At 71.0% G+C, this 12556-nt stretch carries 15 protein-coding genes and 2 pseudogenes; 11 read left to right on the forward strand and 6 right to left on the reverse strand.

Going from position 1 to position 12556, the window contains the following annotated elements; genetic code table 11:
• Positions 1-54: 54 nt before the first annotated feature.
• From FHR82_RS45505 to FHR82_RS44200, 3 genes are all read right to left on the reverse strand, one after another.
• Positions 55-276 (reverse strand): hypothetical protein, encoded by a 222-nt coding sequence (locus FHR82_RS45505; RefSeq protein ID WP_221465083.1) that lies wholly within the window; start codon positions 274-276, stop codon positions 55-57.
• Between the two features lie 4 nt (positions 277-280).
• Entirely contained in the window at positions 281-625 is a 345-nt protein-coding gene (locus FHR82_RS45510; protein ID WP_221465084.1) for a Rho termination factor N-terminal domain-containing protein, read from the reverse strand.
• A 146-nt stretch (positions 626-771) separates the two neighbouring features.
• On the reverse strand, positions 772-1179 hold the full coding sequence (locus tag FHR82_RS44200) for a four-helix bundle copper-binding protein (RefSeq protein WP_184816706.1): 408 nt from the start codon (positions 1177-1179) through the stop codon (positions 772-774).
• A gap of 245 nt (positions 1180-1424) precedes the next feature.
• Between FHR82_RS44200 and FHR82_RS47100 the strand changes: the two genes are divergently transcribed.
• From FHR82_RS47100 to FHR82_RS44215, 3 genes are all read left to right on the forward strand, one after another.
• The gene (locus FHR82_RS47100; protein ID WP_184816753.1) at positions 1425-1772 is read left to right on the forward strand and encodes a glycoside hydrolase family 15 protein; all 348 of its coding nucleotides are present in this window, start codon (positions 1425-1427) and stop codon (positions 1770-1772) included.
• A 7-nt stretch (positions 1773-1779) separates the two neighbouring features.
• On the forward strand, positions 1780-2232 hold the full coding sequence (locus FHR82_RS44210) for a DUF421 domain-containing protein (RefSeq protein ID WP_225943836.1): 453 nt from the start codon (positions 1780-1782) through the stop codon (positions 2230-2232).
• A gap of 480 nt (positions 2233-2712) precedes the next feature.
• A complete protein-coding gene (locus FHR82_RS44215; RefSeq protein WP_184816707.1) occupies positions 2713-3453 on the forward strand; it encodes a GAF and ANTAR domain-containing protein in 741 nt (246 codons plus the stop codon).
• A 24-nt stretch (positions 3454-3477) separates the two neighbouring features.
• Here FHR82_RS44215 and FHR82_RS47105 read toward each other — a convergent pair whose 3' ends face one another.
• Together FHR82_RS47105 and FHR82_RS47110 are read right to left on the reverse strand one after the other, a co-directional pair.
• Positions 3478-4044 carry a cation:proton antiporter domain-containing protein gene (locus tag FHR82_RS47105; RefSeq protein WP_311771591.1) on the reverse strand — a complete coding sequence of 189 codons (567 nt, stop codon included), beginning with the start codon at positions 4042-4044 and terminating at the stop codon, positions 3478-3480.
• Positions 4045-4166: 122 nt separating this feature from the next.
• A pseudogene (locus FHR82_RS47110) lies at positions 4167-4745 on the reverse strand (cation:proton antiporter domain-containing protein); the annotation flags it as partial.
• 90 nt (positions 4746-4835) lie between these two features.
• Here FHR82_RS47110 and FHR82_RS44225 point away from each other — a divergent pair.
• The 8 genes and pseudogenes from FHR82_RS44225 (at position 4836) to FHR82_RS44255 (ending at position 12052) form a co-directional block, all read left to right on the forward strand.
• On the forward strand, positions 4836-5348 hold the full coding sequence (locus FHR82_RS44225; protein ID WP_184816708.1) for a 2Fe-2S iron-sulfur cluster-binding protein: 513 nt from the start codon (positions 4836-4838) through the stop codon (positions 5346-5348).
• Entirely contained in the window at positions 5345-6349 is a 1005-nt protein-coding gene (locus tag FHR82_RS44230) for an FAD binding domain-containing protein (RefSeq protein WP_184816709.1), read from the forward strand. The genes FHR82_RS44225 and FHR82_RS44230 overlap by 4 nt, the downstream gene beginning before the upstream one ends.
• A complete protein-coding gene (locus tag FHR82_RS44235) occupies positions 6346-8430 on the forward strand; it encodes a xanthine dehydrogenase family protein molybdopterin-binding subunit (protein ID WP_184816710.1) in 2085 nt (694 codons plus the stop codon). Before FHR82_RS44230 ends, FHR82_RS44235 begins: the two co-directional genes overlap by 4 nt.
• 3 nt (positions 8431-8433) lie before the next feature.
• Positions 8434-8637: a hypothetical protein gene (locus tag FHR82_RS44240; protein ID WP_184816711.1), complete on the forward strand. Its 204-nt coding sequence runs from the start codon at positions 8434-8436 to the stop codon at positions 8635-8637.
• Positions 8638-8660: 23 nt separating this feature from the next.
• Positions 8661-10116: pseudogene (locus tag FHR82_RS44245) on the forward strand (aldehyde dehydrogenase family protein).
• Positions 10117-10154: 38 nt separating this feature from the next.
• Complete coding sequence (locus FHR82_RS44250) at positions 10155-11009, forward strand: zinc-binding dehydrogenase (protein WP_376706502.1); 855 nt, start codon at positions 10155-10157, stop codon at positions 11007-11009.
• Entirely contained in the window at positions 10937-11104 is a 168-nt protein-coding gene (locus FHR82_RS48230; RefSeq protein ID WP_376706503.1) for a zinc-binding dehydrogenase, read from the forward strand. The genes FHR82_RS44250 and FHR82_RS48230 overlap by 73 nt, the downstream gene beginning before the upstream one ends.
• A gap of 30 nt (positions 11105-11134) precedes the next feature.
• A complete protein-coding gene (locus tag FHR82_RS44255; protein ID WP_184816712.1) occupies positions 11135-12052 on the forward strand; it encodes an aldose 1-epimerase family protein in 918 nt (305 codons plus the stop codon).
• Between the two features lie 15 nt (positions 12053-12067).
• Here FHR82_RS44255 and FHR82_RS44260 read toward each other — a convergent pair whose 3' ends face one another.
• The gene (locus FHR82_RS44260) at positions 12068-12553 is read right to left on the reverse strand and encodes a hypothetical protein (RefSeq protein WP_184816713.1); all 486 of its coding nucleotides are present in this window, start codon (positions 12551-12553) and stop codon (positions 12068-12070) included.
• Between the last annotated feature and the right edge of the window lie 3 nt (positions 12554-12556).

The raw sequence follows: 12556 nt of genomic DNA on the forward strand, positions 1-12556 counted from the left end.
AGGGCCTGGCCGCGACCGGCTCGTCATCCCGACCGGACAGCGGCGCACGTTCCGTCAAGCGTCCTCGCGGTCAGGGTTCTCCAGGCGGAAGAAGTTGCTGGGTGAGCCGTCGCTGCGTTCCTCCTGGTAGATGAAGTTCAGCCGGCGCTGGTCGAACGTGGCGAACCACTCGTCCCAGTCGACCTGGCGCAACTTGTCCCCGCCGTAGCCGGGGAAGTCGAACCGCAGCACCCCGGGGTGGTCACCGTGCTCGGTGCCCTCCACCGTTGCCGGCACCGCGTCACGCTGCTCCGCCCACTGCCGGATCACGTCGTGGCCGGTGGTCACCAGGCTGCGGCCGGCGCTCCGGGTCGTCGTCGGTCGAGGTGATCTCCTGGGAGTACTTCAGCGACTTCGACGTGCCGGGGTCAGTGCGCACACCGCCGCCCCCACCGCCACCGGTGTCGTCCCCACCGCCACCCCGGCCGCCGACGGCGTGCACGAGTTCCTCCTTGCGCAGGTCGGAGACACCGAAGACGTCGAGTTCCCAGGCCTTGGACCGCAGCTCGTCGACCTTCATCTCCCGCAGGTCAGTCTCGTTGACGTCGAGGGTGTTCGGGGTCTGGTTCCCTGGTTGTTCAGCCATGGCACCGGCGTGCCCGAGGGCCCTCGACGTATGCCAGCCATGCGACCCGTGTGGAAACCTCACACCTTCGGGGAGTTGTGACCCATCCCGGTACAGGAGCTGAGCCACTGCTCCGGCAAGCTGTGTGGCACAGGGTCCGTCCTTTCTCAACTGATGGTGGCGAGCAGGTCGCGGCAGGCCTGCTCACATGCCCGGCACGCTTCGGCGCAGATCCGGCAGTGCTCGTGCATCCCGGCGTGCGATCCGCACTCGTCGCCGCAGGACTTGCACACGGTGGCACAGGTCTCCAGCAGCGTGCGGCTGATGTTGGCGTCGTAGCCGGTGTGCCGGGACAGCACCCGTGCGGTCGCGGCGCAGACGTCCGCGCAGTCCATGTTGGTCCGTATGCACTTGGTCAGGTCGGCGACCGACTTCTCGCTGAGGCAGGCGTCCGCGCAGGCGGTGCAGGCCGCAGCGCAGGCGACGATGGCGTCGATCGTGGCCGCGAGCTTCGCACGGTCCAGGTTGATCTCCGCGGGGTAGGTCTCGAGCATCGGCATGGTCGTGCTGGTCATGGCTCTCCTCTGTCGGTGACGTTCCGAGATGCCTTCCTGGCTCCGCCTGCGCTTCCGGGCCTACCCGGTCCCGAGCCGGGTGAACCGCGCGACTACCTGGCGGTTGCCTGACGATCCCGTTCCCCGAGGGGGTAGGCCGTCGGACGTCGGGTAGTCCGGCAGGATGCGTGCATCGACGGTCGAACCCGGTCAGAGCGGACCCAGCAGGTCGCCGAGGTACCGGAACCGCACCCGGGTGAGGCGCGGTGCTGGCGGAGGGCCTGGCATTGGGTGTGTGCGGCACGGACAAGGAGATCGCGCGGGGCGAGTACGGTCTCGCCGGCACCGGCCGTCACCAGGAAGCGCGGGCGCTGTTCGACAGGCTGCTCGACCTGCGCAACGACGTCGGCCTGCTCAGCGAGAAGTACGACCCGGCCACCGGCAGACAGGTCGGCAACACCCCGCAGGCGTTCAGCATGGTCGGGTTGATCAACAGCGCCCGCCAGCTCACCGGGAGCCACACCACCACCTCCGCCTCCCGGGAACGACAACACCTCGACCCCCACCGGGAACGCCCCTCCACCCCGCCCTTGACCGAACCAGTTCCGGAGTGAGCCAACGATGTTCTTCGACAGCTGGTCCGGCGTCGGCCGCGTCGCCCTTCTCGGCGCCCTCGCCTACCTGGCCGTAGTGGTCGCGCTCCGCCTGTCCGGCAAACGGACGTTGGCGAAGATGAACGCCTTCGACCTCGTGGTCACCGTCGCCCTGGGGTCGACCCTCGCGACCATCCTGCTCACCCAACAGGTCGCCCTCCTGGAAGGCGTTACCGCACTGGCCGTCCTCGTGGTCCTGCAGTTCCTGGTCGCGTGGCTCGCGGCCCGGTCGTCCACCGTAAGGAAGGCGGTCAAGTCACAGCCCTCCTACCTCCTCCACCGAGGCCGACTCCTGCCCGAAGCACTGCGCGCCCACCGCGTGACCGAGGACGAGGTGCACCAGCAGTCCGTGCACAGGGCATCGGCGACCTCGACACCGTCGACGCCGTGGTCCTGGAGACCGACGGCAGCTTCAGCGTGATCACCACCAGCAGCGCCGGATCCCGCAGCGCCCTCGCGAACGTGGCGGTCCCGGCGGAGCGACCGCGTTGAGCCCCGTCGGCGATACGTCGGCTCGTAGGCCTCTCCCCCGAACACGAGGCACGACCGCACACTGATCGGCCACGGTGTCGCGCTGCTGGCCCGGGGCCGGGTGCCTTGTGGTGTTCGAGCTCACCGACCACCCACCGGTCATCTAGAAGGCCTCACCCCAGCACTCATCGGCACCGCCGCCCTGTCGGTCGCGCTCATCTCGACCGACGAACTGCTCGCCATCGCCGCCAGCGTCGGCCTGGTCACCCTCCTGTCCGTCGCCCTCAACCGGGCCCTCGGCATGCGACAACCCTTCTGGTCCTGACCTCCGTCGTCTGACGACCGGAGTGTCGGTGGCCTATGGTGTGTGATCACGACGAGGGAAGGCTCGTGATCGGACGGAGGGAGTTGACACGTCGTGCCCGCCGACATGAGCGATGACGATCGTGTGCGCACCGGCCACGAGGAGGACGCCGCGCTGGACGGCGGTCGGTGGAACGAGATCGCGGTCCAGCTCACCGACGTGGCGCGGGCACTGCACGACCAGGACAATCCGCAGGACACACTGGACGAGATCGTCCGCAGCGCGGTGGCCCTCATCCCCGGGGCCCGGCACGCGGGGATCATGATGGTTCTCGGTCGGCAGGAGGTCCGGACCGTCGCCGGAGACGACGACATCGTCGGCAAGGTCGACCAGGCCCAGTACGAGACCAGCCAGGGCCCGTGCCTGGACGCGCTGTACGAACACAAGACCGTCAGCATGCCGGATCTGGCGGCCGAGGGCCGGTGGCCGGCGTTCACGGAACGGGCACGCGCGCTCGGGGTGGCGAGCATGCTGTCCTTCCAGCTCTTCGTCACCGAACGTGACCTCGGCGCGCTCAACCTCTACTCGGCCGAGCAGCACGGTTTCGACGACGAGTCCGAGCAGGTCGGACTGATGTTCGCCGCCCATGCCGCGGTCGCCCTGTCCAACGCACAACAACAGCAGCAGTTGGGTCGGGCCGTCCACACCCGCGACATCATCGGCCAGGCCAAGGGCATCCTCATGGAACGCTACAAGATCAACGCCGAGCAGGCGTTCACGCTGCTGGTCCGCACCAGCCAGCATGCCAACGTCAGGCTCCGTGAGCTCGCCGAGAAACTCGTGCAGACCGGCGAGCTGACCATCTGATCTGAACCGGCACCACGCCGTCCCTCACCGGTTGTGACCACGCGTCTCGTCACCTGGATGTGCGGGCGTCGAGGGGTCGCCCTCGTCGGGGGTGCCGGGCAGGTTGTCGGGGGGTTCGACGCGCAGGGCCTTGGCGATCGGCACGTCGGTCGACGAGTGGAGCACGATCGAGAGTGCGATGGTGACCGCGACGAGGTCGAACACGTGGTGGGCGTCCGGGATGCCCGCCTGGACGGCGAGCAGGCCGTAGACGACCGAGGCGAACCCCTTGGGACCGAACCAGGCCGCGACCGTGCGCTGCTGCCACGGGAGCGAGGTGCGCAGCAGCGACAGGAGCATGGCGGCCGGTCGCACCACCAGGATGGCGAGCACGGCGATCGCCCAGTCCCCGACCGACAGGTCCGCGATGCGGTCCGTGGTGATAAGCGCTCCGAACACGAGCAGCGCGGCGAATTTGGTGGTCTCCGACAGCAGGTCGCCGAAGCGTTCGAACCGTTCGGCGGCCACCGGGTCGAGGCTCGCCATCGTCGAGCCCGCGGCGAACGCGGCCAGGTAGGGGTTGGCGTGGGTGAGGTCGCAGGCCGCGTACACGACCACACCGATCGCAGGGGGCCGAGTGCCTGGAGCCGCGGTTCGGCGGTGAGGACCGGCAACCGCCAGGCCAGGGTCACCGCCGCCGGGACGGCGAGGCCGATTGCCAGGCCGATCAGCAGTTCCAGCGCGACGGTGCCGAGGTGTGGCTGGTGGTGGGTGGCGGTGGCGAGGAAGATCAGCACGAACGGCAGCGCGAGGCCGTCGTTGAGGCCGGACTCGACGTTGAGCAGGCGCCGCAGCCGCAGCGGCACGTCCGCGCGGCCCACGATCGCGGCGGCGAACACCGGGTCGGTCGGCGAGAGGATCGCACCGACGAGGAACGCCGTGGGCCAGTCCAGCCCGGCGAGGAAGTGGGCGGGGACGGCGATGCCGACCATCGTGAGCGGCATGGCCAGCCCGAGTGCCCGCCCCGACAGCCGCCACGCGTCGCGCAGCGCGGGCAGGCAGGCGCGTTGGCCGTCGGTGAACAGCACCGTGAACAGCGCGATGTCGGCGAACGCCGCGACGAACGGGCTGTCGGAGGGGATGTCGACGACGCCGAACCCGCCCTGGCCGAGCAACGCGCCCGCCGCGAGGAACAGCAGTGCGGTCGACAGGATGGTCCTGGCCGCGAGTCCCGACAGTGACACACTGATCAGCAGCACGATCCCGAACGCCAGCACCAGCGCCACCGGCCACCCCTCTCCACGTCCGCGCACAGCGGGTTCCGGGGACGGGGCTTCCCGGGTCCGGGCGACGGAAACCGGGCGCGGGGGTTGGGTGGGCCCGCACCGGGAACTGCTGACCGCATGGACGCCGCCATCTCCCTGACCGTGGACGGCGAGGGCTACCGCCTCACCGTGGACACGAGGACCACCCTGCTCGACGCGCTGCGGGACCGGCTGGGCAACATTAGCCCGAAGAAGGGCTGCGACCACGGCCAGTGCGGTGCCTGCACAGTGCTGCTGGATGGGCGGCGGGTGCTGGCCTGTCTCGTCCTCGCCGCCACCGTGGGCGGCGCCGAGGTCACCACCGCCTCGGGACTGGCCGAAGGGGACACCCCGCACCCGGTGCAGCGCGCGTTCCTGGACCACGACGCGTTCCAGTGCGGCTACTGCACGCCGGGCCAGGTCTGCTCCGCGGTCGGCATGCTGGACGAGGTCGCCGCCGGGTGGCCCAGCCACGCCACCACCGACCTCACCGCCGAACCGCGGCTCTCGCAGGCCGAGATCAGCGAGCGGATGGCCGGCAACCTGTGCCGGTGCGCCGCCTACGTCAACATCGTGCCCGCGATCGAGCAGGCGGCAGGGGAGGTCCGGTGAAACCGTTCACCCTGGCCACGCCAACCGACGCGGATGAGGCCGTCCGGCTGGTGGCGGACGACCCGGACGCCGCGTTCCTCGGCGGCGGCACGAACCTCGTCGACCACCTCAAGCTCGGTGTCGCGACCCCCGGCGCCCTCGTCGACATCACCCGCGCCACCTCGGCGGAGATCACCGACCTGCCGGACGGCGGCCCGCGGGTCGGCGCCGCGGTCCGCAACGGCGACTTCACGGCCGACCGGCGGGCCCGCGAGCGCTACCCGCTGATCGTGCAGTCGGTGCTGGCCGGTGCGTCCGGGCAGCTGCGCAACATGGCCACGATCGGCGGGAACCCTTTGCAGCGCACCCGCTGCGTCTACTTCCAGGACGTGACCACCCCCTGCAACAAGCGCGAACCGGGCTCCGGGTGCGGCGCGCACGGCGGCTACACCCGCTACCACGCCATCCTCGGCGCCTCCGAGCACTGCATCGCGACGCACCCGTCGGACCTGGCGGTCGCGCTGGCCGCGGTCGACGCCACCGTGCGCGTGCTCGGTGCCGACGGCGAACGCACGATCCCGTTCACCGACCTGCACCGCCTGCCCGGCGACGCACCGGAGCGGGACACCACCCTCGCGCACGGCGAGCTGATCACGGCCATCGACCTGCCCGCCCTGCCCATGGCCCGCCGCTCGCTGTACCGGAAGGTGCGCGACCGCGCCTCCTACGCCTTCGCGCTGGTCAGCGTCGCCGCCGCGATCGAGCTGGACGGCGATCGGATCAGTGACGTGCGCATCGCCCTCGGCGGGGTCGCGCACAAGCCCTGGCGGGCCCACCGCGCCGAGGCCGTGCTCCGCGGCGCGCGACCGCTCGAGGAGACCTTCGAGACGGCGGCCGCGGCGGAACTCGCCGACGCCCGCCCGCTGGACGGTGTCGACGGCGGCAACGGCTTCAAGACCACCCTCGCCGCCCGGACGATCGTCGCCGCCCTGCGCGACCTGACCGAAGGAGCCCGGTCATGAGCGACCTGCTGCGCCCCGTCGCCATCGGCCGCGACCTGGTCCGCCGGGACGGCATGGACAAGGTCACCGGCCGCGCCCGTTACGCCTACGAGGCCGACGTCCCCAACGCCTCCTACTGCCGCCTCGTGCAGACCACCGTCGCCCGCGGCCGAGTCGAGGCGATGCACACCGACGCCGCCCGGCAGGTCGACGGGGTGCGGGCGGTCATCACCCCGTTCACCGCCGAGTCGCTGCACACCGACGGGGGCGAGCTGGCCGTGCTGCAGGACCAGGAGATCGCCTTCCGCGGGCAGGTGATCGGTCTGGTCGTCGCCGACACCGCCGAGGCCGCCCTGCGAGCAGCCGAACTCGTCGAGGTCACCTGCTCGACCGCCCCGCACGACGTGGCGCTGTCGGCGGACCGGGACGACCTGTACAAGCCGGAGAAGGTCAACCCGTCCTACGAGACCGACACCAGCGACGGCGACGTCGACGTCGCGATGGCGGCCGCCGAGGTCACGGTCGAGCAGACCTACACCACGGCGATGTACCACAACAACCCGCTCGAACCTCACGCCACGACCGCGTTCTGGGACGGCGAGCACCTCACCGTGTGGGACTCCACGCAAGGCGTCCACCCCACCCGTGCCGTGCTCGCGGACCTGTTCGACCTCGACAAGGAACACGTCCGGGTGATCTGCCCGTACGTCGGCGGCGGGTTCGGCTCCAAGGGCGAACCGCACGTCCACGTCGTCCTCGCGGCCATGGCCGCCCGCGCCGTCCCCGGACGTCACGTCAAGCTCGCGCTCACCCGCCAGCAGATGTTCTCCCTCGCCGGGCACCGCACCCCGACCATCCAGCGCATGCGCCTGGCCGCCGACCGGATCGGCCACCTGTCCGGGATCGCGATCGACGTGGTCGAGCACACCGCGAAGATGAAGGAGTACGCCGAGCAGACCGGCGTGCCCACCCGCATGATGTACGCCGCCCCCAACCGCGCCACCACCCACCGCCTCGCCGCGCTCGACGTCCCCGCGCCGTCCTGGATGCGCGCCCCCGGCGAGTGCCCCGGCATGTTCGGGCCCGAGGTCGCCATGGACGAACTCGCCGAGGCCCTCGGCATCGACCCGATCGAACTGCGGATCCGCAACGAACCCGACGTCGACCCCGAGACCGGCCACCCGTTCTCCAGCCGCAACCTCGTCACCTGCCTCCGCGAGGGCGCGGCCCGCTTCGGGTGGGCCGACCGCGATCCCCGGCCCCGCGCGCGGGAGGAGGACGGCTGGTACGTGGGCACCGGTGTCGCGTCCTCGGTGTACCCGGTCAACCGGATGGCCGAGTCGACGGCCACCATCCGGTTCGAACGGGGCGCCTACGTCGTGGAGATCGGCGCGGCGGATCTGGGCACCGGCACGTGGACCACCCTGGCCCAGATCGCCGCCGACGCCCTCGGCGTGGACGTCGAGGACGTGTCGGTGCGCATCGGCGACACCCGCTACCCGGTCGCGTCCGTCGCGGGCGGGTCGTCGGGCATGACCACGTGGGGTTCCGCCGTCGTCAACGCCGCCCGCGCCTTCCGCGACAAACACGGCAGCGCACCCGCCGACGGTGCCGAGGCCGACGGCAGCACCGAGGACAACCCGGCCACCGAGCAGTACGCGATGTACGCCTTCGGCGCCCAGTTCGTCGAAGCCCACGTCCACCGCGACACCGGCGAGATCCGCGTGCCGCGCCTGCTCGGCGTGTTCGCTGCCGGCCGCATCATCAACCCCCGCACCGCCCGCTCCCAGTTCATCGGCGGCATGACCATGGGCCTGTCCATGGCGCTGCACGAGAACAGCGTGCTCGATCCGCGCCACGGCCACGTCGTCAACCACGACCTGGCCGAGTACCACATCACCACCTGCGCCGACGTCACCGACATCGAGGCCACCTGGCTCGACGAGCACGACCCCCACGTCAACCCCATGGGCACCAAGGGCATCGGCGAGATCGGCATCGTCGGCACCGCCGCCGCGGTCGTCAACGCCGTCCACCACGCCATCGGCATCCGCGTCCGCGACCTCCCCGTCACCCTCGACAAGCTCCTACCTGGGCTGTGAACCATGACGAACTCATCCGACGACGGACCGACCCTGCCGGTCAGCGACGAGGAGTTGGCGCGGCTGCGGCAGCGCGCTGATCAGGTCGGCATCCAGGGACATGCGGAGATGTCCGCCGAACAGCTCCGGAAGGCGATAGCCGAGCGGCACCGGGGCGCCGACCCGCACCAGGCCGAAATCGTGGCCCGGCGCGAGGACAGCGGTTGAATCCGTTACGGAACGAGGGCCCCATGGGCCTGCTCGACAAGGACGTGTGGGCCGGGAAGGTCTTCACCGGCAGCTGGGTCGACACCGGCGCGACGATGCAGTCGACCGAACCCGCGACCGGGGATGTCCTCGGGGAGGTCGGCACCGCTTCCGCCGACGAGCTGTCCCGCTCGGCCGCCGCGGCGTCCGAGGCGGGCCGGGCGTGGGCGGCTGCGGACTACCGGGAGCGGGCCGCGGTGCTGCGGCGCGCGGCGGAGCTGTTCGCCGAGCACCGCGACGAGATCACCACCTGGCTGGTCCGGGAGGCCGGAAAAGCCAGGGGCGCGGCCCAGCTGGACATGGACCTCGCGCTGGACGAACTGCGCGAGGCCGCCGCACTGCCCAGCAACGCGTGGGGCGCGCTGCTGCCCACCACCCAGCCCGGCGGATCAGCATCGCCCGGCGCGTCCCTTACGGGGTGGTGGCCGTGATCGCGCCGTGGAACTTCCCGATGGTGCTCGCGATGCGGTCCGTGGCACCGGCGCTCGCGACCGGGAACGCCGTGGTGCTCAAGCCGGCGAGCGAGACCGCGATCTGCTGCGGGGTGGTGATCGCGCGCGTGTTCGAGGAGGCCGGGTTGCCCGCGGGAGTGCTGCACATGCTGCCCGGCAAGGGCAGCGAGCTGGGCACGGCGGTCGCCGAGGACCCGAACATCGGCATGATCTCGTTCACCGGCTCCACCCCGGTCGGCCGCACCCTGTCCGAGGCGGCGGGCAAGCACCTCAAGAAGATGGTGTCCGAGCTGGGCGGCAACAACGCGTTCGTGGTCCTCGACGACGTCGACGTAACGGCCGCCGCGGCCGCCGGCGCGTTCGGCAGCTTCGTCCACCAGGGACAGGTGTGCATGGCCGTCGGCCGCCACCTGGTGGCCGAGTCCATCGCCGAGGACTACGTCGCCGCACTGGCCGAGCGGGCGGACAGCCTGACCGTCGGCGACCCCCGCGAGGACGTCCACCTCGGACCGGTCATCAACTCCTCGCAGGTGGAGCACATCGAGGACATCTTCGGCCGGACCAGGGACGCGGGCGCCACCGTCGCCGCGGGCGGCACCCGCGACGGCCTGTTCATGCGGCCCACCGTGCTCTCCGGTGTCACCCCGGACATGCCGGCGTTCACCGAGGAGATCTTCGGGCCCGTCGCGGTGGTGACGACATTCCGCACCGAGGAGGAGGCGATCCGGCTGGCCAACTCGACCCCCTACGCCTCGTCGCCGGTGTCCACAGTGGATCCGCGGCACGCGCCCGAGCGTTCGGGGAGCTACTACACGCCGGAATGGTCCACATCAACGACCAGACCGTGAACGACGAGACCATCGCGCCGTTCGGCGGCATCGGCGACTCCGGCGGCACCAGTCGGTTCGGCGCGTTCGTCAACCTCGACGAGTTCACCCGCTGGCAGTGGCTCACCCTCCGCGACGAGCAAAGCACACCACAGCTCTGACCGGTTTCGCGGGTTCGGCGCCGGGTAGCCGAACGGCCATGGCACGTGCGGTGGTGATCGAGGAGTTCGGCGGCCCGGAGGTGCTCACCCTCAGCGAGGTCGAACGACCCCAACCGGGGCCGGGGCAGATGCTCGTCCGGGTGATGGCGTCGGGCACCAACCCGGTGGAGGCCAAGATCCGCCAGGGCAAGGCCATCCCCGCCCTGCCCCTGCCCGCGGTGCTCGGCGGCGACGTGTCCGGAGTGGTCGAGTCGGTCGGTGCTGGTGTCACGGACCTGACCCCCGGCGACGAGGTCTATTACACCCCGGAGATGAACTCCCGCGCCGGCAGCTACGCCGACTACAACGTCGCCGCCGCCGACATCGTGGCGCTCAAGCCGCACAACCTGAGCCACACCGAGGCCGTCGCGATCCCCCTCGCCGGCGGCACCGCGTGGGAGGCGATCGTGCGCCGCCTGGCCGTGCGTCCCGGCGAGACCGTCCTGATCCACGCGGGCGCGGGCGGCGTCGGGTCGTTCGCGGTGCAGTTCGCCGTAGCCGCGGGCGCGCAGGTCCTCGCGACCGTCGGCACCGACGACCAACAGCTGCTCACCGACCTCGGCGCCACCGCCATCGACTACACGACCCAGGACGTCGTCGACGCCGCCCTCGACCACACCGACGGGTCCGGGGTGGACGCCGTCCTCGACCTCGTCGGCGGCGAGAACCTGGTCACCAGCGCGACCGCCACCCGCCCGTTCGGCCGAATCGCCACCGTGCTCGCCCCCCCGCCGGCGAGCTCGCCCCGCTCTACCAGCGCAACCAGCAACTGCACGGCATCATGCTCACCCGCGAACGCCGCCGCCTCGACGAGATGCGGCCCGTGTTCGAACGCGGCCAGGTGCGTCCCGTGATCTCCGAGGTGCTCCCGCTCGAGGAGGTCCGCCGCGCCCACGAACGCCTCGACTCCGGGCACGGCACCGGCAAGACCGTCCTCGACCTCAGCTGACCCACCCCGAACCCCAGGAGGAGAACCCGCATGGCGCCACTCGCGTCCGGGAAGCAGTTCGAGATCGGCAGCGGCGACCAGCACGCCGTGATCGTCGAGGTCGGTGGCGGGATACGCGAGTACACCCACCGGAACCGGCCGGTCCTGGACCCCTACCCACCGGACGCGATGGCCGACGGCGCACACGGCGCACCACTGATCCCCTGGCCCAACCGCATCGGCCACGGCCAGTACCGCTTCGGCGACACCGACTACCAGCTCGCGCTGACCGAACCGGAGAAGAACAACGCCATCCACGGGCTCCTGCTCTGGCGGCCGTGGGAAGTGGCGGACCACCGCGCCGACGAGGTGACGGTGGGTGCCCACATTCACCCGATGCAGGGCTACCCGTTCCACCTCGAGGTGACCGTGCGCTACGCCCTGTCCGCCGACGGGCTGACCGTCACCACCACCGCGACCAACACCGGTGACACCACCGCGCCCTACGGCTGCGGCCAGCACCCCTACCTCTCCCCCGGCACCGGCCACATCGACGACGCCCACCTCCAGCTCGACGCCGCCACCCGGATCGTCACCGACCCCGAACGCCAGCTCCCCACCGGCACCGAACCGGTCGACGGCACCCCCTACGACTTCCGCCGCCCCCGGCCGGTCGGCGACCTCGCCATCGACTACCCGTTCACCGACCTCGCCCGGGACGACCAGGGCCGGGCCCGGGTCCGCCTCCAGGGCACCGACGGCGCGACCGCCGAACTCTGGGTCGACCACACCTACCCGATCATCGAGCTTTTCACCGGCGACACCCTCGTCCCCGACCGCCGCCGACGAGGCCTGGGCGTCGAACCCATGACCTGCCCACCAGACGCCTTCCGCACCGGCGACCGATTGCGGCACCTCGAACCAGGCGACACCGCCACCACCACATGGGGCGCACGGCTCTCCGGCTAGCGACCCGGCAAAGGGTCACTTCATCACGGTCACCCCGGCACCCACGACCATGACCTCCCGCTGGGACAGCACATCGGGGGTGACCTCCGCCACCAGCGGACCGGCGGCGAGGATGACGCGACGCGCGGTGTAAGCAGCGTTCTGCCACACCTCGTCGGCGCTCAAGTCGTAGTCGCCGCGTAACCGCAGATCGGGGCGGACCGTCGCCACGGGCGCGGATGTCGGCGCGAACGGGCAGCTGAAGACCATCAGCGTCATGCCGTGCGCATCAGTCGTGACATCGACGGCCAGGTAGCGCGAGATCGGCAGCCGTACTGCCTGGTCGTGCCCGGGAGCACGCACGAAGCCGATCGCCTCGAACAGGGTGCGGTCCAGCCCCGCGATCGGGATGTAGACCGCCGGCGCGGGCAGGCCCAACCGGCGATAGTCCAGACGAACCCACGGCTCGCGGCCGAGCTGTCGTGATGCCTCTGGTGAAGCCAATGGTCGTTCCTCTTTCACCGG

Source organism: Actinophytocola algeriensis, assembly GCF_014203735.1.
In the GTDB taxonomy this organism is placed as follows: domain Bacteria; phylum Actinomycetota; class Actinomycetes; order Mycobacteriales; family Pseudonocardiaceae; genus Actinophytocola; species Actinophytocola algeriensis.